Genomic DNA, 19,674 nt, shown 5'->3' on the forward strand with positions numbered 1-19,674 from the left:
AGCTATATCATCAACTAATAGGAGGATTTTTTATGCAAAAAGTTATTTTGAACAATGGTGTTGAAATGCCGATACTTGGTTTTGGGGTTTTTCAAATTCAAGATGCAGCTGAATGTGAACAAGCTGTTTACGATGCGATCATGTCAGGTTATCGACTGATAGATACCGCAGCCTCATACCTAAACGAAGAAGCGGTGGGAAGAGCCCTCAAACGGAGTGGAGTACCAAGAGAGGATCTATTTATTACTACGAAATTATGGGTTCAAGATACAGGATACGAACGTACAAAGGAAGCATTTGAAAAATCCCTTTCAAGATTGCAACTTGATTATTTGGATTTGTATTTAATTCATCAGCCATTTGGTGATGTGCATGGTTCTTGGCGGGCGCTGGAGGAATTGTACCGTGAAGGAAAAATAAGAGCGATTGGCGTAAGTAACTTCCAGAACGATCGTCTGATTGATTTGATTATTCATAATGAAGTAACTCCTGCCGTTAATCAAGTTGAGACACATCCCTTCTGCCAACAAATTGAAAGTGCTGCATTCATGAAAGAAAACAATGTTCAGATTGAATCATGGGGTCCATTTGCTGAAGGTAAAAACAACATGTTTCAGAACGAAGTTTTAGTATCAATAGCCCAAAAATATAATAAATCTGTTGCCCAAGTGGTTTTACGCTGGTTGACGCAAAGAGGAGTTGTTGTGATTCCAAAGTCTGTCCGGAAAGAAAGAATAATTGAAAACTTTAATATCTTTGACTTTGAATTAAACTCAGAGGATATAGAACAAATTGCGCTGTTAGACACAAAAGAGAGCTTGTTCTTTTCACATAGAGATCCTGTAATGGTAAAAGCGTTAAGTACAAGGAAGCTGGATATCTAATTTTTCTTAGGATCTTGTTGGTTTTGATAAAAGAGGGGTTAACCATAATTAAGGGGTTAACCCCTCTTTTATTTATAAGACCCTTAGCCTTGAACAGTTCATTTTAATTTGAAGGTTTAAGAATAAAGGCAGCTAAAGCTTGTGAATATCGCATTATAATCTTGATCTTCTCCAGTGGCGTACAAACCAATAAGCACACCTGTGAATCCTCCGGCTATTTCAGAGGATAGATATTTGGTTTGCGCAGCTCCGAGTAAGATCTCAATACCGTCTACCTGGATATAAAATTGATAATGCGTTGGACTGCTTTTGACAACTAATGAAGCATGGTTGCACTGACCTATATTTTTTGTTTTTTCAATGGATTTGATATCTCCGATATTCAGCCGTTCGATAATCTCATAACCCTCTGGATGTTTACGCAAGGCCAAATCATAATGGTGATTTTCGTCCATGTAAAGTGTAATTCCGGCTTCACCATTCGTAAGGCTGACTTGGCACGAAATAATTGCGTTAAAATCTTTTTGACGAATACCAATAAATGTCGGAGTAGCCGGGATATCTAACGTAACTGCAGTTCCTTTAAGCTTTATTTTATCAGCTTCTAACCGATAATTTTCTGTAACCGGGTGACGCAGGTAACACCAGTCTAAATTCCAATCTGTGTTCTCGAACGTAAAGACTCTTTTCTCCTGCTGAATGACTGTGTCCGCAATACGATCAGTCTCGAAACTTATAAGTGTGGTACCTTCATGACCTGCTGTAAACCATCCATCCTCGCCAAAGGTAATCGGAGTTAGAAAAACCTCGCGCCCCAAATGGTGATAGGTAAGATACTGGCCAGTCTGCCGGAATCCAAGATGTAACAGCCACCAATCCCCCTCATGGTCTTGTACCAAATCTCCATGTCCAACTCCCTGAAGCTCGTAACCGCCTAAATTTCGATTAGTCAATACGGGGTTATGCGGGTAGGCTTCGAATGGACCAGTAGGAGAATTGCCCCTTGCATAAGTAACCATATGCCCATATTCGGTTCCACCCTCAGCAGCTAGTAGATAGTATTGTCCATTAATTTTGTATAAATGAGGACTCTCCAAATAACGCCCACCGGATCCTTGCCAGATTGAACGGCTTGACGACAGCTTCTGCCCAGTTTCAATTTCAATTTCACATTGGACTATACCATTAACTCCGTAATCGTCTGTCCCATTACTCATGAAATACGTTTTGCCGTCTTCAAAATACAAATCCGGATCAATACCGCCTTGATCTACATTAATCGGATCAGACCATTCGCCGTAAATATTGTCAGTCCAGACATAGAAGTTCTGGCGCAGAGTGTCATTAGTGGTCGTCATGTAGAATCGTCCATTATTGTACCGCAGGGTGGGGGCGAATACACCACCGGAGCTGTCCACAGTATCCAGTTGAATCTGGTTCTTTCGGGTTAAGCAATGACCGATTTGGGTCCAATTAATTAAATCTTTGCTTTCAAAAATCGGAACACCGGGAAAATACTGAAAGGAACTGCAGACCAAATAATAAGTGTCTTCAACTTTACATGCGCTGGGATCAGGATAAAACCCTTTGATGACCGGGTTATTGTATTTCATTTCTCCACCTCATTAATAAATTCATATAAATAAGAATTCAATATATTTAACTACTAAGAAAATTAAACACTATTGCTTATAGGTTTTCAATGAATCGGGGTTGAAGATGTACGTTATATTTATTAAATTAATATATATGTAATTTCAATAAGCACAGGTCAGGTGATTATGATGATGATCAAAGCAAACGGCGAAGCAAAATTCATGGCGTTATATGAAGCGCTGGCAAGCGAAGTCAGATGGAGGATTATGAGCCTCATTGCAGATAATGAAATGAATGTGAAGGAGATCGCGGCTAAGTTAGAGCTTAGTCCTTCCATAGTTACTATGCATATCCGAAAGCTCGAACAAGCTGGACTTACAGGAAGTCACAGGATACGCCTAAACGGAGGAACGCACAAAATGTGTTTCCTTAAACAAAAAAGAGTTGAAATCGAACTCCCCACTGCCACTCAAACCCCGAGGATCAGAGAGCAGACCATTTCAGTCGGTCATTATACCTCGTTTGATGTCCATCCTACATGTGGTCTTGGGACACAAGAGAAAGAGATTGGGGTTTGGGACGATCCCCGCTATTTTCTCGATCCCGAGCGGGTCAACGCCGGCATTTTGTGGTTTGGGAGAGGTTACGTAGAGTACAAAACGCCTAACTACTTACTTCCCGGTCAAATGCCCGAGGCCATCGAGATTTCAATGGAAATTGCTTCTGAAGCGCCAGGCTTGAAAGATCATTGGCCTTCGGATATTGAGTTCTTTTTTAACGGTGTGAAGCTTGGAACTTGGACCAGTCCGGCAGACTTTGGAAGAGCGGCACGAGGCATATATACTCCGGATTGGTGGCATCGGAATGTAAATCAATACGGGTTATTGAAGACGATCCGCATTGACACTTCGGGCACATTTATTGATGAAGAAAGGATGTCGGACATTACTGTCGCAGATATTTTGCTACGGGAACAATTCTGGACGCTTCGGTTCGCAGTTGACGAGAAGGCTGTTAATGTTGGTGGTTTGACACTTTATGGGGCTGGATTCGGTAACCATGACCAAGATATTTTAATTCGTGTGTACCTAGGAACGATGACCTAATGAAGCAGGATAGTTCAGTTATAGTTGTTTTCTCCATCCTGTTTATCTGCTGGAACTGGTAAACTATCCATATATTGAAGAAGTTGAGAGGAGAGATATTCTGAATTATAACGAGGTTATTAAAATCGCTGATACACACTTACTTCCATTAGTGATGGAATTGTACGGATTGGAAGGTTATGAAATCAGGCTTATCAATGCACATGAAGGAGGACGGAATGTCGCATATAACTGTGATAAAGCTGATTATGAAGCAAAAATAATCAGAATTGCCTTTTTAAGTGACAGAAGCCGAGAAGATATTTTGGGTGAAGTGGAATATATCAGGTATTTGTACGAGCATGGCGGCAGTGTTTCGAATGTGGTCAACTCCCAGAAGGGGAATCTGCTGGAAACGATAACTCTTAATAATCATACCTTTTTTGTCTGCTTGTTTGAAAAGGCCAAGGGGGGGATGCTCGCGGAAAATAATTATCAGTATCGGGAAGGCGTTCCTATTACGGAATACTATTATAACTGTGGCAAAGTTCTTGGGAAAATGCATCAATTGTCGAAGGGTTATACACCTGTCCATTCTCGGTATGATTTTTTTGATAAATACAATGCCGATTATATAGATAAGCTAATACCTAACTCGTTATCTCTTTTGAAGGAGAAACTGGTAGATCTCTTAACAACCTTAGAAGGGATGGACAGGAATCACGAGTCTTTTGGGATGGTTCATTTTGATTACTGCGATGGGAATTATATGATCGATTTTGATACAGGGCAAATAACTGTTTTTGATTTCGATAACTCCTGCTTTTGTTGGTATATGTATGACCTGGCAAATCTCTGGACACTTGGAGTGGGCTGGATACAATTTGAACAAGACACTGATAAACGCAAACAGTTTATGGATGATTATTTTAAAACAGTCCTTGATGGCTACAGATCCGAGACCAGGATCGAAGATTCGATGTTAGACACATTGCCATTGTTTATCCAAGTAACCCTCATGGAAAACATCGTTGATGCATTCGAGGTAATGCGGAACAATGGTGAAGACCCGGAATGCGATGAAGAGCTGTCATATCGTATAAAATGTCTAGAAGACGATATCCCATATGTAGGATTTTTCCATGAAATTTACTCATGTGATGAACCCTTTGAGTATGAGAAACGAGATATTTAGGATGAGGGTGTTTTTGATATGCTGCGGATAAATTCATATGTAGACTCAAATAAGCAGGAGTTGGAGTAAATATGGCTTACGAAAAACCGGAATTGACCATGAGTGAAATTGAAAAAGTACTGTGGAATCATCTTGGACAGGGAGCGGCTGAGATTACACCGTTGTCTGGCGGCAATATAAGCAACGTGTTTTCTTTTATTTTAGAAGGAAAAGACTATGTTGTGAAATTCAGCGATTTGGAACGAGCATATGAGACCGAACAATTTGTATCTAATTTGCTACTCGACCAAGGTATCCCTTTCCCAAAATGTTTGGGGTTAGGGAGGACTAATCAGTTAACCTATTTGATCATGGAGCGAATGGAAGGTCGCAATCTATCCGATTGTACAGCAGAGGAACAAACCCGTCTGATGCCAGAAATTATCGGCATTTTAACAAGAATGGCCGAAGCGGATATTGGGGGAACTAACGGTTATGGTTGGATCGGACCTGACGGCAATGGTTCCTATTCATCTTGGAAAGACTTCGTCATTGCCGTAAATGCGGAAGATCAGACGGGGACATTCTGGGAGAATTGGCATGAACTCTTCCGCACGTCTTGCTTGGAAAGAGACGTATACGAAGAAATCTATAGTCGTTTGATGACCTATGTACCCTATAATGAATCTAATAGAAGCTTTATACACGGAGATTTTCAACAGTGGAATATGTTGTCCAACGGAACACGGATAACCGGCATTATTGATGGAAATTGCATGTATGGCGATTCTCTCATAGACCTTGCGGTTCTCGACAAGCATATGCCTTGGTGTGATGTCATTAACACATATCAAAATTATCAAAAGAAAGCTAGAATAGTGACCCCGAATTTTGAGGAGCGGCTAATCGGTGCCTATTATTTTAAGGGACTCGATGGACTTCGATTCTATGCTAAGATGGGCTGGACAGAGGCTTATCAGGACACACGGCATTTTCTTTTAAACCTAAAAGCGTAATAACTGACGCTATACCTTATCATAAACATTTAATAGCCGCATAATTGCGGCTTTTTGTATATAAATATCAAATTTCTAGGAGCAAATTCCCCACTGGGATTATAGCCTAGGCTGACAACCTGTAATAAATGCACCTGAACTTGCCATTAATCCACTATCTATAGCTTTGTCCAACTTGATAAAATGTAAGCGCAATCATTTAATCAATCGATTGGAGGAGTATGGCATGAAAAAGATTGGGGCAGGTTTTATATTCTTACTTGTGATGTGCGCAGCCTTATCCACAACTGCGTTCGCGAAACAGCCTTATTCATCCTATTGGTTTCCGGAGCAATTGCTTCAGTGGAGTCCGGCATCCGACCCGGATGCCGCATTTAACCGGAGCACAGTCCCGCTGCAGGACCGTTTTGTAGCAGATGGAGTCAACGCTCATGCAACCAAAGCGCCAAGAGTCATGGCTTTATCAGCACTGAACCCGGGAACAAGCGGAGTTCCATCGCAGGGTTCAAGCAAATTCGAAGCTAACACATTTACCTATTGGCAATATGTTGACAAGCTGGTCTATTGGGGTGGTTCCGCGGGCGAAGGGATCATCGTACCTCCAAGCGCTGATACGATCGACGCGGCTCATAAAAATGGCGTGCCGATCATCGGAACGGTGTTCTTTCCACCAACCGTATATGGCGGGAAGTATGAATGGGTCAAGCAGATGCTTCAGCAGAATAGTGACGGCTCCTTTCCTGCTGCTGACAAGTTGATCCAGGTTGCGAGCCATTACGGATTTGACGGCTGGTTTATTAACCAGGAGACTGAGGGCGGAACGCCGGCCGACGCACAGCAAATGAAAGCTTTCCTAAGTTATCTGGAATCACACAAGTCAAATTCTATGCACATCGTATGGTATGATTCCATGACCAATGAGGGCAGTATCAGTTGGCAAAATGCACTTAACGACAAGAATGCGATGTTCCTGCAAGACAATAAAAAGCAAATTACAGACAATATGTTCCTGAACTTTTGGTGGAAGGATCTTAAAAGCTCGGCAGAGAAGGCTAGAAGCTTGGGCAGAAGTCCATATGACTTGTATGCAGGCATCGATGTCGAAGCCAAGGGTTACGATACAAAGGTGAACTGGAATCTGTTGTTTCCGGATAAAGATCCTGCCGTTACTTCCCTTGGTATTTACCGCCCCGATTGGGCTTTTAACAGCGCAGAGAGTATGGAAGATTTCTTCGTACGCGAGAATAAATTCTGGGTGGGTCCAAACGGGAATCCGAGTAACACCTCGAGTGATCAAGCCTGGAAAGGTATCGCTAACGATGTGATCGAATCATCACCAATCAATGAGCTGCCTTTCACCACCAACTTCAACACGGGAAGCGGACAGAAATATTTTGTAAGAGGGAAGCAGGTGCGGGATAAAGGCTGGAACAACCGGAGTCTGCAGGATATTCTTCCCTCCTGGCGCTGGATTGCAGACAGCAAAGGTACCCCGCTTTCACCAGTGCTCGATTGGTCCGATGCCTATTACGGCGGCAGTTCGTTGAAGGTATCAGGCGTGCTGAACCCTAACAATGCGACACATTTGAAGCTCTACAAGACCGACCTTAAGATCGAAGCAAGCACAAAGCTGTCTATTACGTACAAAACACAAAATAAGCCAAGCCTGAAGGTTGGTCTTGCATTCGCAGATCAGCCCGATCAAAATATCTTCCTTAATGTGAAGGATAAGACATCGCCAGACTGGACAACTGAAACATTGAATTTGACCCCATACAAAGGGAAACGGATCGTAGCGTTGTCACTGTATTTTGATTCTAAGAATGAGGTTAATAATTACAACATTCAAATTGGCCAGCTCTCCATTCAAAATGCTAATGACCCGATCAAACCACTACCCGCGGTTCGCGATCTTAAGGTCACTCAAACTGATTTTCGCAATGGTATTTATGGAGATGCCAGATTACAGTGGAAACAGCTTGACCAACAGGTCAAGCAATACGAAATCTATCGAGTGCTTCCAGATGGCAGTGAGATGTTCATAGGTGCAACACCAAATCATGTGTTTTACGTTCCTGAGATGCGAAGAATAGACAAAGAAACTATCACAGTATTGAAGGTTGTTGCCGTCAATGGAAGATACGAGCAAGGTCAATCCTCTAGCGTGAAGATTAGCTGGCCGGATTATCCAAAGCCGACTGCGGAGTTCAAAACTGATCAAACCCTAGTCGCTCCAGGCGAGAGCGTAAACTTCACCGACCTGTCGACTGAAGTGACAGAAGGATGGTCATGGACCTTCGAAAGCGGAAGCCCCGCGGTCAGCACATCAAAGAACCCAGTTGTGACGTTCGCTCAGGAAGGCGTTTATAGTGTGACACTGACTGCAACTAACAGCTCGGGCCAAGACACAATTACGAAAAAAGAGCTCATCACAGTGAGTAAGGAAGCTGGAGCAGTGAAAAATCTGGCACTTGGTAAAACTGCAACAGCCGATCATGCCTGCGGGGAAAAGGAAGGGGCACCTAACGCCGTAGATGGTAAAGTGACGGATAACAGTAAATGGTGCGCAATTGGCAATCTGCCCCATTGGCTTCAAGTCGACCTCGGCGCCGAACATCAACTCAGCGCTTTTGTCATCAAGCATGCTGAGAGCGGAGGAGAGTGGTCCGGTTTTAATACCAGTGATTATACGATTCAGGTCAGCAGCGACGGAACGAACTGGACGGATGTCGTCAACGTCCAAGGAAACTCGGCTGCCGAGTCGACTGATTCAATTGCGTTAGTAAAAGCCCGCTATGTAAAATTATTGATTCTCAAACCTACGCAGGGAGCCGATACGGCAGCGCGGATCTATGAGTTTGAAGTGAAGGGATTATAATATACCCTATTACGTCATTCTAATATTAAAGCAAATAAACCGTAGGCCACTTGAGGGGCTACGGTTTATTTGCTTTAACACTAATGATAGCTGAAATCAAAAAAAGAACCTGATTTATCTCATCAGATTCTTATATATTGCATATGAAAAGACACGATGATATAATCAACTCACGACTGAAATTCTATAGTTAGGCATAATAATTGCATCTTATATATTTATATTATCATACCGTTAAATTCTTGTCAATTTTTTTCTCAATTTAATAGTTAGGAGCGATAATAAATGCGTTCTTTAGTTCTCGGTTTTCAGGAAGTGGACAATACACAGCTTTTGCTCGTTGGCGGAAAAGGGTTAAATTTAGGGAAACTATCACAAATAGAAGGAATACAAGTACCAGAAGGATTCTGTATTACAACAGTAGGATATCACCAAGCCCTCGAACAGAACCAAACGTATCATGCTTTGTTGGATCAACTAACTATGCTAAAAGTAGAAGATCGGGATCAAATCGGTGAAATCAGTAAGAAGATTCGGCAAATCATTGTGGAAGCAGAAATTCCTTTCGATGTTGTGAAGGCAGTTTCTCACTATCTCACCCAGCTGGGTGATGAACATGCTTATGCAGTGCGTTCTAGTGCCACCGCTGAAGATTTACCACATGCCTCTTTTGCAGGTCAACAAGATACCTATTTAAATATCATCGGCATAGAAGCAATCCTTCAGCATATCAGCAAATGTTGGGCTTCTCTATTTACGGATCGTGCCGTAATCTACCGTATGCAAAATGGATTTGACCACAGTCAAGTTTATTCATCCGTTATCGTTCAAAGGATGGTTTTTCCACAGGCTTCAGGGATTTTATTTACCGCTGATCCGATTACTTCTAACCGAAAACTGCTATCCATCGATGCCAGTTTTGGACTTGGCGAAGCTCTGGTCTCTGGCTTGGTATCTGCCGATGGTTATAAAGTACAGCAAGAGAAAATTGTCGATAAGAGAATAGCAACCAAAAAATTGGCTATTTACGGACTAAAAGAAGGCGGAACAGAGACCCGGCAGATCGAACTCGATCAGCAAGAGACTCAAACACTTACTGAACAACAAATTTTACAATTAGCAAGGATAGGCAGACAGATTGAAGCTTATTTTGGTTGCCCACAAGATATCGAATGGTGTTTGGCCGAGGATACATTTTATATCGTCCAGAGTCGGCCGATCACGACTTTATTCCCCATCCCTGAAGCGAATGATCAAGAAAACCACGTTTATGTATCTGTTGGTCATCAACAAATGATGACAGATCCCATGAAACCGCTGGGATTGGCTTTTTACCTGTTAACGACTCCTGCACCTATGCGTACAGCTGGCGGAAGATTGTTTGTTGATGTCACATCAAGTCTTGCTTCACCTGGCAGCAGAGAAATGATCATAGAAGCCTTAGGTAAATCTGATCCCCTCATAAAAGACGCACTCATAACCATCGTAGAGCGAGAAGATTTTATAAAATTTTCGGCAGATAATGAAAAGGCTTCTACTCCGAGTAAGAGCAATACAAGCCTGCCACCTAGTGATTCTCAAGTAGAACTCGAAAATGATCCGACAATCGTTTCTGACCTCATTAAGAGCAACCAAGCCTCGATAGAAGAGTTGCAACAAATCATTCAAACCAAATCAGGGGCGGAGTTGTTTGATTTTATTCTGGAAGATATGCAGCAATTAAAGAAGATTCTATTCAACCCACAAAATATGCGTGTGATTATGGCGGCTATGGATGCCTCAGCATGGATCAATGAAAAAATAAATGAGTGGTTAGGTGAAAAAAACGCAGCGGATACGCTTTCTCAATCTGTACAGGGCAATATTACTTCAGAAATGGGTCTGGCGCTACTCAATCTCGCTGATGTGATTCGGCCATATCCGGAAGTCATTGATTATTTACAGCAGGTTAAAGATGATAATTTCTTAAATGAACTGGTTAGTTTTGAGGGTGGGCAGGAAACCCAAGACGCTTTCTATGACTATCTCAGTAAATACGGAATGCGATGTACCGGAGAAATCGATCTTACAAGAACTCGTTGGAGCGAAAAACCAACTACACTTGTCCCCATGATTCTCAGTAATATCAAAAACTTTAAACCTAATGCTGGCCATCGGAAATTTGAGCAAGGTCGACAGGAAGCTTTGAAAAAAGAACAAGAGCTATTAGATCGATTGAAGCAATTACCCGATGGTGAACAAAAAGCGAATGAAACAAAACGAATGATTGATCTCATCCGGAATTTCAGCGGGTATAGGGAATACCCCAAATACGGTATGGTTAATCGCTACTTCGTTTATAAACAAGCTTTACTGAAAGAAGCTGAACAACTAATACAAGCGGGAGTTATTCCTGAAAAAGAAGATATATACTATCTCACTTTTGGAGAACTATGCGAAGTTGTAAGCACAAATAAATTGGATTACCAGATCATCAGCAAACGCAAAGAAGAGTACAAATTATTTGAAAAACTAACTCCACCACGTGTTATTACGTCTGAAGGTGAAATCATTGCGGGTAAGTATAAACGAGAAAACCTCCCAACTGAAGCTATTGTAGGTTTAGCGGTTTCTGCCGGTGTTATAGAGGGACGTGCGCGTGTCATCTTAAACATGGAGGATGCTGATCTGGAAAACGGAGATATATTAGTTACCTTATTTACTGACCCTAGCTGGACTCCATTGTTTGTATCTGTAAAAGGCCTAGTTACTGAAGTTGGTGGACTCATGACCCATGGGGCAGTTATTGCGCGTGAATATGGCTTGCCAGCAGTTGTCGGCGTGGAGAATGCTACCAAATTGATAAAAGACGGGCAACGAATTCGTGTGCATGGAACAGAAGGCTATATCGAGATATTGTAATGGCTGAATCACGAATGTGGTTTGACAAATTCAATCTTTTGAATTATTTTTAATAGTGAATTATCAGTTCATTATTAAAGGTGAGGGGCAATATGCAGTCAAAAAAAGATGAAGTAAAACAGGAAATTGAATCCGCCGCTTTAAAGGTATTTTTCCAAAAAGGCTTCTCTGATGCCAAAATGAATGATATTGCCGATGAAATTCAAATTTCTGTTGGAAATATTTATACTTATTTTAAAAATAAAAAAGAGTTGTTCTATTCGGTTGTTCCGCCGTCTTTAGTGGACTATTTGAAGAATGTGTTAGTGGAAAATATTCGCATCGATAACCAGACTTTTTTTGATGATGTTAATAATGAGAAAAAATCAGCTATCGTTCAAGAGCAAATAACTATATTAACCCAATACAGCAGGCAGATTGTCATTATTTTTGAAAAGAATAAAGGGACCGTATATAGCAATGCCAAAAACGAGCTGATCGATCTGATGATCGAAACTAAAAGACCCTATGTTAAGGATCATTATAAAAGATACGAAATCGGAACCGAAGAAAATATGATTCTGCTGAAGATCATCGCGAACAATGTCATCAATATGATCCTGGATTTATTAAAGCACGAGATGAGCACCGATAGCCGGAAACGGATTTTTGAGGCATTAAGCTTATACTGGCTGCATGGACTAAAAAGCTTAAACGAATAACGTCAATGCGCCGAATTAAGGTTTGGGGTGGAACTGGCGCACAACACTGCAATGAGGGACAACCAAGTGGATATGCACATTTAGCATCTACGAGGGTCCCTATTTTTTTAATCCAATAATGAATATTTAATTCATTATTGGACGGTGTAATCATGAAACGGGGGAAGCTACGATGAAGATAGGTTATGCATTTAAGGACTGCAATGTTATTTATGGAGATGCAATAAAAGGCACGGATACCCATATGACTATTTTGATTCAGGAAAACGGATTGATTCAAGAGATCGGGAAAGCAAGCGCTGTAACTGTTCCGACCCATTACCAAACGATCGATTGTTCGGGGAAATATGTGATGCCCGGTCTCATCAACGCGCATGTTCATCTTTTTGCCGATGGGAAGCCATTTACGCTATCTGCCAGTGAAGGGCTGCTGAATTTTGCGTTTCATCATATTTTGGATACGAGACTGGGCAGAAACGTATTGAAGAAACGGATGAAAAAAAATGCCCTAACCGCATTACATTCCGGAGTAACAACGATGCGTAGCGTAGGTGAATTTTTTTATACTGATGTTCTTTTGAGGGATGAGATTAAGGCAAATCAATTTATTGGACCTAATCTTTTGGTATCCGGGTATTTCCTGAGCGTAACGGATGGCCACGGTGCACCATATTTGGCTTTGGTCGGTGATTCACCATGGGAAGGGAGAAGAAATGTAAGAATCAATGTAAAAAACGGAGTGGACCTAATCAAAATATGTGTAACTGGCGGGGTTACCGATGCCAAAAGGGTCGGAGAAGCAGGCCGCTTGCAAATGACGGAAGAAGAGGTGGCTGCGATTTGCGAGGAAGCTCATAAAATTGGGATGCGTGTGGCGGCACATGCAGAAAGTACCGAAGGTGTAAGAGTTGCGTTAAAGGGTGGGGTAGATACTATTGAACACGGCGCGGAGATGGATGAGGAAATGATCAGGCTGTACAAAAATAATCCCAGAGCCTTAAAGGGCTACACCGCTGTGATCCCTACTTTACAAGCAGCTTATCCCAGTGCGAAATTAGATCCGAGCCTGACAAAGTTGAATACAACCGTTAAGGAAAATGCCCGGCTTGTGTATGACTCAATGTTAAAAGGGCTACAGCAGGCTATAGAACATGATATCAAAATTGGTGTGGGCACGGATGCCGCTATGTCCTATGTAACCCACTATGATCTTTGGCGTGAGCTTGATCATTTCATGCGACAAACAAAGCTGAACGCAAGTCAGGTTATTGAACTAGTAACCAAATCAAATGCAGAGATTTTGGGAATCGATCACCTGACAGGTTCTATAGATGTTGGCAAATATGCGGATTTAATCATGATGGAGCAAAACCCATTGGAGAACATAAAAGCTTTGTCGAATGTAGCTATGGTTATGGTCAGAGGGAATTTAATACAAACACCCTCTGTGAACAGAATTCAAGCAGTGGACGAGCTGCTGGATACGGTTTGGAGTATTTAGGAGTGAGATGAATGATTGTAGAAGCACGTTTGGGTATCCTAGCTATTCTTAAAAGAACAGCGCCCCGAAAGAGGCTGGAGGCGGCAGCCATGGCTACATCCCAGAGTGAAATCCCGAGGACGATCGCTCCACTGTAGATCAATAACTGCTGAATTGGATACTCGCTAACCACCTTAGCTAATATTGAGCCGTATATACCCAGCCAAAAAAGGATGGAGAGGGGATTAAACAAGGACATCAGAAATCCCGAAAGATAAGATTTGGACAGTGAGACATCGTTTCCCCTCATCTCGATCCCTGAAATTTCTCTTGTATTTTTAATGCTGTCTACACCTGAATAGACGAGGACAAAGAATCCGAACAACCATAAAAACACTTTAACAAACGGAGCATCCAGCAGATGAATGAGGCCAAAATAAACAAGCAGCATATAGATGATATCGGCACTAACCGCCCCTAAACCAACTATCCAGGCAGGCATAAATCCTCCGCGGAGTCCCTTGTCCAGCTGTGCTGCATTAATGGGTCCGAGAGGTGCCGAGAGGGATAATCCTAGAATCATATAACCTATAAATACGTTAATGTTGTCCTCCTCCTTAATATAGATAACATATTCTAATAAAGGTAGTAGTAGGACAAGCAAAAGAAGGCCCGCGGATGATTGCAGGCCTTCTTTTATAAGAAGCTGAAGAGTGAGTAGGATTACGCCTTAACGGATTCAGGTCGTTTGACAAGAAGAGGTGGAGGAATCAACCAGCCTTTTTTCTTAGTCAAATGTAGAATTTTAAGGCCGATGGCTGCTTTGGTAAGGTGATATTTAGCAAACAAAGCCCCTATATCTTCTCTGATCGATTGTCCCATTGCCTGACTACATGCCACAAGTCCAACAGCATTATCAGCTGCAAGTTTGGCAGCAATTTCAGGATCTGTGAAACGTGCCCCTACAGGAATATCTTCAAGCTTGGCATCGGGCCGATTTGGCATTACTGGTGCAGATGCAATACCTTGCTCTGAGAGCAGTGTATCACACTCACTGATTTCAAGCTCCGCTTGATCAATTAAAGCTCCTAATATTTTTTTCAGGTCATTGTCACCAGCGTGATACATATAAGCTCTGTAACAAGAGAGTGCTCCCTTTGCTACCATAGAGGCTTGCCAAACCGTAAAAATCTCTCCATAATGCATCGGTTCTTCTTTGGGGTTACCGCCTAGAATCCCTGTCATAAACAGTCTCCTTTATTGTTGAATTTGAACAAACATTAGCATGCCCACAAAAACACGGAAATTGCAGCTTTTCACATAAAATTGGTATGTCAATTTGAGGCGTCGTCATTCGTGCAAGTTTAAGGATAAATGTGAAAATAAGGAACGATAAAATTGAACACGAGTTGTGGAGGAATCAAATGTTTTTCAACGTGATGATTGGAAGTATAAATGCCTTTTGCATTCAATGAAGTTGCTTATCACTGGAGATGGTGGAGTGTATCTCCAACCGAGGCAGGGATTGATGGGGAGTCATTGAGACTTCCAACACCTTTGGTAAGTACTCAGCTAATCAAACAAAAGATAACCTGTATGCAAGGAATATTAATGCAACGGGTAATCATAATTCAACAGCGGTAGAACCGAGCGCAGGCAGTCGGGGATGAGTATCGAGAATAGGAGGTGGTTGGTCTCTTAGAGTTGCTTGGACTTACAAGCTTGCGGAATAGAAGCCGAGAAAAAAAGCTAAACTTTTTAGAGCTAAAGGGAACTGTAGGGGGAATGGACACTCTATGGTTCGAGATTCGGCAATTACGATCAGGATATTGTAATCCGCTTGCACTTTAACGATATTTATTAATTCGATAATCCGCTGAATGAAAATAAGGAATAAAAAAGAGATCTGTCTTATTACAACAGACCTCTTTTTATAAGTTGTAATCTTAGAAGAACCAATAAAGGATTACGCCGTGCGGCGCATATCTAGCACCAGCCACAGGTTCCAGAGTCGTCCGTAACCCGCACATGTTGGCATGCTCAGTGAGGAGTTCCGCGTATTCCACCGAAGCAGGACTTCGCAATGATAATTTTACTCCGAGTTTACGAAAATTGGCGGAACCGGACAAAAGTGGGAGAACAACTACAGTACTTCAGAAGACAGAAGCTTCTGGACCATGTTTATGATTGAAGAATAATTTTTTTAAAACTAAGGGATTTGAATTCAAAGACCCTTATTAATTAAACTCCAGATGCGTTCAAACCTGTCTTGGTAGTCAGGTAAATTCCAGGATTCTTTGAAGGATGGGAGGCTAAATACTGCAAACGCAGAGAGAATCGCCTCAGCCCGTTCCAAGTGGGGATCGTGATAGTCCATGAGGCCGTCAATGATTTGGTAGGAATCCCAGAGAACATTGCGTAATACCAGTGGATTGCTATCCACGTATTGAGTATTCAAGGCAAACATCTTGGGATTCTCGTTATAAGCGCGTTTTTTTGCGTTAACAAATGCCCATAGCCAATCGTGAAGCAATTCTTGCGGTTTAGTTAAATTAGTCATATCTAATTTAATTTGTTCTGAAATCATCCGGTTGAACCAGCTCTTAGATACGGCTGCCCAGAGCTCTTGCTTATTTTTAAAGTGCTTATAGAGCGCTGCATGGGTGATACTTAATTCATCCGCAATTTGTGAGAGTGTCACTTCGGATTTTTCCGTGCGTTTAATTAATGCCTCAGCTGTTTCAATAACAAGCTCTTGAGTGATTTTAGCCACCGACTGTCAACCCTTCTTTCTTCAATAAATTCCTTTTTGTCGTTTATACACTTGCGAGTATTTTAACATATGAAATATCCAGTAACAATTGTTGACTTTTGTAACTTATAGTTTTATGCTTGTTGTGTGAGTTACAAAAATAAATAAATGTTACTTTTTTAACGCATAGGAGGTCATTTATCATGAAAGCAGCACAGATCACCAAATATTCAAAAAAGTTCATAGTAAAAGTGAACGATATTCCAATCCCAGAAATAAGTGATAACGAAGTCTTGGTCCAGGTGAAAGCAGCAGCAGTTAATCATTTGGAATTGCTCATTAGTACCGGAAGTGTAAAGCTGATTCAGGATTATGAATTCCCATTAGTACTTGGTAACGAGCTGACGGGTGTTATTGAAAAAGTGGGTAAGAAGGTGCAAGGTTTCAAAGTTGGCGATGCAATTTATTCACGTCTGCCACTACAAAAAATCGGTGCCTTTGCGGAATACGCGGCAATTAATGCAGATGCCATCGGGTACCTACCTGCCAACCTGAATTTTGTGACTGGTGCTGCTGCGCCATTAACAGGATTAACAGCTTATCAAGGATTAAATGAAGAATTAGATGCTAAAGCAGGCGAAATCGTGTTTATCCCTGGAGGGTCTGGTTCATTTGGCCAAATGGCCATTCCTATCGCCAAAAGCATGGGGCTCAAGGTCATCATCAGTGGAAATCCAGGAGCACGTGAACGGACAATGGCCGCTGGTGCAGACCAATATATTGATTATACGACTACGAACTATTGGGAACAGCTTAGTGATGTTGATTATGTGATGGATACCTTAGGACCCAGCGAATTTGATCATGAGCTTTCAATTATTAAAGCAGGAGGCCGCCTTCTTTCTCTGCGGACCGGTCCTAACAAACGTTTTGCAGAAGATCTGGGCTTCTCTGGCTGGAAACAAAAGCTCTTCACCATCGCCGGGGCTAAGTATGATCATAAAGCGAAGAAAAAGAAGATTCAATATCATTTCATTTTTGTTCGCAGTGATGGCGAACAATTAAAGAAAATTACGAAGATTATTGAAGATAATGGGATTGTACCAGCAGTGGACCCTACAGAATTCCATATAGAAGATATTAACGAAGCACTGAATTTTGTTGCTGAAGGTCATCCTAAAGGGAAAGTTATTATCAGATTTTAAGGAGGGGGCTCAATTGTTGTCAAAAAATTCTTTACTGATCATTCTAGAATTGATATACTGATGCAAATTAGAGTTAATAGTGTAGTTTTTTTACCTTAACTAGAATGATCGTTCTTGAATATTTTGAAGAAATTTATTAAGGGAGGGATGAATGAGATACAAGTTTAATCGTGAACAAAACTCTATTGAAATGTTGTTAAATGATCAAAAAACTTAAAAGGGAGAGAATAATATGAAATATACAGTGATTACAGGAGCAAGCTCAGGAATTGGGTATGAAACAGCATTAGCGTTTGCTGCACGCGGTAAAAATTTAATTTTGGTAGCTAGAAGATTAGATAAATTAGAAGAACTTAAATCAACAATTCAGAATATTGATCCTAATGTAGATGTTATTGTTCGTTCAAGTGATCTGTCTGTTACAGAGCAGGCTTACACACTGTATAACACTTTGAAGGAATACCAAATAGAAACCTGGATTAATAATGCAGGACTTGGTGAAGCTTCTTTTGTGGTAGAACAGAATTTAGATAAAGTTGAAATTATGTTACGTGTTAACATCGAATCCTTGACGATCCTTTCTACACTATTTGTGCGAGATTATGCTGATGTAGAAGGAACTCAGTTAATTAACGTATCATCCGCACTCGGATATGCCATTGCTGTTGGGAGCGTTGCTTATTCTGCATCTAAATATTATGTTAGTGCCTTCACCGAAGGGCTTGCAAAGGAACTAGAGCTTAAAGGCGCGAAATTAAAAGCAAAGGTTTTAGCACCAGCAATAACTGAAACGGAATTTGTGAAGAAATCTATAGATGCTGAAGAATTTGATTACAAAGCAAACATGCCTAAATACCACACTGCCAAACAAATGGCGAGTTTCATGGTAGAGCTTTATGATAGCAATGATATGATAGGAATTGTTGACCAGAACTATGACTTCAATCTGAGAGATCCAATCTATCCAATTATATCTGAGTTTTAAATCGAATTAGATATTAGTCACTAAAACGATCGTTGAAGAAACTGGAGCAAAAAGAACTGGCTTCCCTATTCTTAAACGTGGGGTACAACTTTTTTGCATACGCTGGAAAAAGATTGGACTCTGGATTGTTTATAAGCAGACAAAGTAAGAATTCTTCGGTAAGCATCAGTTAAGTTATCATGTTATGAATAAAATCAAGCATCTTGCTTGATTTTATTTACGTTTTATATATTAGTTTGCGGATCGTTTACTTAAATGTATAATGATTGCTTGAGGTGATTACAATGGCAAGAAGCAAAGAATTTGAAATTAATGAAGTACTAGATAAAGCGATAAAACTATTTTGGATGCAAGGTTACGAGAAAACTTCAATGCAAGATTTGGTAGACTGTATGGGAATTCACAGAAGAAGTATCTATGATACATTTGGTGATAAGCACGCCTTATATTTGACGGCACTCCAAAGGTACGAATCTACTCAAAACAAAAAAATGAGATTCTTGGTTGAGAAACAAGAACCCGTAAAGGAGATCATTCGACAATTTCTAGAATCTTCGATGAGGAGCGAAGGAGAACCTCAAGGATGTTTCATAGTTAATTCGGGTGTGGAGTTGGGAGTACTGGATCCGGAGGTTGCATCCTTTGTTGAGAATAGCTATTCAAAAACGGAGAAGTTGTTATATGACCTCGTTCAGACTGGCCAGCAAAGAGGTGAACTTAGAATTTCACTGGAGCCCGAGGCTATTTCCCATTATTTAATGAATGCCTGGTTAGGACTACGTACAATGGTAAAAACGGCAACGGACCATGGGAAATTAACAAGTATTATTCATACCATACTGATCACTCTAGATTAAAACTCCTTTATCTATCTGCAGTGTAAGAGGACAAGCACTTGTATCGAATGCCGAAAATAGACAATCAACTTACTGCTACCCGAGTACGCGAAGAATAGAACCGACTTAATACGCCCAGCTTAACTATATAAATATCGCGTCCGACACCAGCTGTAAGGAA

The 19,674-nt window shown here is 41.2% G+C and carries 15 protein-coding genes; 11 read left to right on the top strand and 4 right to left on the bottom strand.

The annotated features are described in order from the left end of the window. Positions 1-32: 32 nt before the first annotated feature. Entirely contained in the window at positions 33-884 is an 852-nt protein-coding gene (locus tag NST25_RS15360) for an aldo/keto reductase (RefSeq protein WP_076130608.1), read from the top strand. Positions 885-1,000: 116 nt separating this feature from the next. Here the strand turns inward: NST25_RS15360 and NST25_RS15365 are convergent, their stop codons facing one another. Next, on the bottom strand, positions 1,001-2,497 hold the full coding sequence (locus tag NST25_RS15365) for a glycoside hydrolase family 43 protein (protein WP_076190317.1): 1,497 nt from the start codon (positions 2,495-2,497) through the stop codon (positions 1,001-1,003). 174 nt (positions 2,498-2,671) lie between these two features. On the opposite strand from NST25_RS15365, the gene NST25_RS15370 reads away from it, so the two are divergent. The 7 genes from NST25_RS15370 to NST25_RS15400 all read left to right on the top strand — a co-directional run bounded on the left by NST25_RS15370 (position 2,672) and on the right by NST25_RS15400 (position 13,736). Beyond that, positions 2,672-3,586 (top strand): ArsR family transcriptional regulator, encoded by a 915-nt coding sequence (locus tag NST25_RS15370; protein WP_076130610.1) that lies wholly within the window; start codon positions 2,672-2,674, stop codon positions 3,584-3,586. Positions 3,587-3,740: 154 nt separating this feature from the next. Then, positions 3,741-4,760, top strand: coding sequence for a phosphotransferase (locus NST25_RS15375; RefSeq protein WP_340391715.1), 1,020 nt, complete (start codon positions 3,741-3,743; stop codon positions 4,758-4,760). A 71-nt stretch (positions 4,761-4,831) separates the two neighbouring features. Further along, on the top strand, positions 4,832-5,755 hold the full coding sequence (locus NST25_RS15380; protein WP_076184961.1) for an aminoglycoside phosphotransferase family protein: 924 nt from the start codon (positions 4,832-4,834) through the stop codon (positions 5,753-5,755). A gap of 226 nt (positions 5,756-5,981) precedes the next feature. Continuing rightward, positions 5,982-8,633 (top strand): discoidin domain-containing protein, encoded by a 2,652-nt coding sequence (locus tag NST25_RS15385; RefSeq protein WP_340391717.1) that lies wholly within the window; start codon positions 5,982-5,984, stop codon positions 8,631-8,633. A gap of 285 nt (positions 8,634-8,918) precedes the next feature. Beyond that, the gene (gene ppsA / locus NST25_RS15390; protein ID WP_340391718.1) at positions 8,919-11,534 is read left to right on the top strand and encodes a phosphoenolpyruvate synthase; all 2,616 of its coding nucleotides are present in this window, start codon (positions 8,919-8,921) and stop codon (positions 11,532-11,534) included. 92 nt (positions 11,535-11,626) lie between these two features. Next, entirely contained in the window at positions 11,627-12,235 is a 609-nt protein-coding gene (locus tag NST25_RS15395) for a TetR/AcrR family transcriptional regulator (RefSeq protein ID WP_339187032.1), read from the top strand. A gap of 172 nt (positions 12,236-12,407) precedes the next feature. Continuing rightward, positions 12,408-13,736: an amidohydrolase family protein gene (locus NST25_RS15400; RefSeq protein ID WP_339187034.1), complete on the top strand. Its 1,329-nt coding sequence runs from the start codon at positions 12,408-12,410 to the stop codon at positions 13,734-13,736. Here the strand turns inward: NST25_RS15400 and NST25_RS15405 are convergent. From NST25_RS15405 to NST25_RS15415, 3 genes are all read right to left on the bottom strand, one after another. Then, entirely contained in the window at positions 13,654-14,319 is a 666-nt protein-coding gene (locus tag NST25_RS15405) for a LysE family transporter (RefSeq protein WP_339191207.1), read from the bottom strand. The two genes, NST25_RS15400 and NST25_RS15405, sit on opposite strands and share 83 nt — an antisense overlap. 119 nt (positions 14,320-14,438) lie before the next feature. Further along, positions 14,439-14,960, bottom strand: coding sequence for a DUF3231 family protein (locus NST25_RS15410; RefSeq protein ID WP_036677170.1), 522 nt, complete (start codon positions 14,958-14,960; stop codon positions 14,439-14,441). A gap of 979 nt (positions 14,961-15,939) precedes the next feature. Beyond that, a complete protein-coding gene (locus tag NST25_RS15415; RefSeq protein ID WP_076316426.1) occupies positions 15,940-16,488 on the bottom strand; it encodes a TetR/AcrR family transcriptional regulator in 549 nt (182 codons plus the stop codon). A gap of 182 nt (positions 16,489-16,670) precedes the next feature. Between NST25_RS15415 and NST25_RS15420 the strand changes: the two genes are divergently transcribed. The 3 genes from NST25_RS15420 (at position 16,671) to NST25_RS15430 (ending at position 19,514) form a co-directional block, all read left to right on the top strand. Next, complete coding sequence (locus NST25_RS15420; protein WP_339187037.1) at positions 16,671-17,672, top strand: NADP-dependent oxidoreductase; 1,002 nt, start codon at positions 16,671-16,673, stop codon at positions 17,670-17,672. Positions 17,673-17,904: 232 nt separating this feature from the next. Further along, complete coding sequence (locus tag NST25_RS15425; protein ID WP_339281032.1) at positions 17,905-18,657, top strand: SDR family NAD(P)-dependent oxidoreductase; 753 nt, start codon at positions 17,905-17,907, stop codon at positions 18,655-18,657. Positions 18,658-18,941: 284 nt separating this feature from the next. Further along, a complete protein-coding gene (locus NST25_RS15430) occupies positions 18,942-19,514 on the top strand; it encodes a TetR/AcrR family transcriptional regulator (RefSeq protein ID WP_076130488.1) in 573 nt (190 codons plus the stop codon). Positions 19,515-19,674: the final 160 nt, after the last annotated feature.

The organism is Paenibacillus sp. FSL E2-0190 (assembly GCF_037992965.1).
GTDB lineage: Bacteria > Bacillota > Bacilli > Paenibacillales > Paenibacillaceae > Paenibacillus_AQ > Paenibacillus_AQ odorifer.

Bases quoted from the DNA above. Each gene is read 5' to 3' on its own strand.
- NST25_RS15360 (WP_076130608.1), top strand. From the start codon at position 33: ATGCAAAAAGTTATTTTGAACAATGGTGTTGAAATGCCGATACTTGGT.
- NST25_RS15365 (WP_076190317.1), bottom strand. From the start codon at position 2,497: ATGAAATACAATAACCCGGTCATCAAAGGGTTTTATCCTGATCCCAGC.
- NST25_RS15370 (WP_076130610.1), top strand. From the start codon at position 2,672: ATGATCAAAGCAAACGGCGAAGCAAAATTCATGGCGTTATATGAAGCG.
- NST25_RS15375 (WP_340391715.1), top strand. From the start codon at position 3,741: ATGGAATTGTACGGATTGGAAGGTTATGAAATCAGGCTTATCAATGCA.
- NST25_RS15380 (WP_076184961.1), top strand. From the start codon at position 4,832: ATGGCTTACGAAAAACCGGAATTGACCATGAGTGAAATTGAAAAAGTA.
- NST25_RS15385 (WP_340391717.1), top strand. From the start codon at position 5,982: ATGAAAAAGATTGGGGCAGGTTTTATATTCTTACTTGTGATGTGCGCA.
- ppsA (WP_340391718.1), top strand. From the start codon at position 8,919: ATGCGTTCTTTAGTTCTCGGTTTTCAGGAAGTGGACAATACACAGCTT.
- NST25_RS15395 (WP_339187032.1), top strand. From the start codon at position 11,627: ATGCAGTCAAAAAAAGATGAAGTAAAACAGGAAATTGAATCCGCCGCT.
- NST25_RS15400 (WP_339187034.1), top strand. From the start codon at position 12,408: ATGAAGATAGGTTATGCATTTAAGGACTGCAATGTTATTTATGGAGAT.
- NST25_RS15410 (WP_036677170.1), bottom strand. From the start codon at position 14,960: ATGACAGGGATTCTAGGCGGTAACCCCAAAGAAGAACCGATGCATTAT.
- NST25_RS15420 (WP_339187037.1), top strand. From the start codon at position 16,671: ATGAAAGCAGCACAGATCACCAAATATTCAAAAAAGTTCATAGTAAAA.
- NST25_RS15425 (WP_339281032.1), top strand. From the start codon at position 17,905: ATGAAATATACAGTGATTACAGGAGCAAGCTCAGGAATTGGGTATGAA.
- NST25_RS15430 (WP_076130488.1), top strand. From the start codon at position 18,942: ATGGCAAGAAGCAAAGAATTTGAAATTAATGAAGTACTAGATAAAGCG.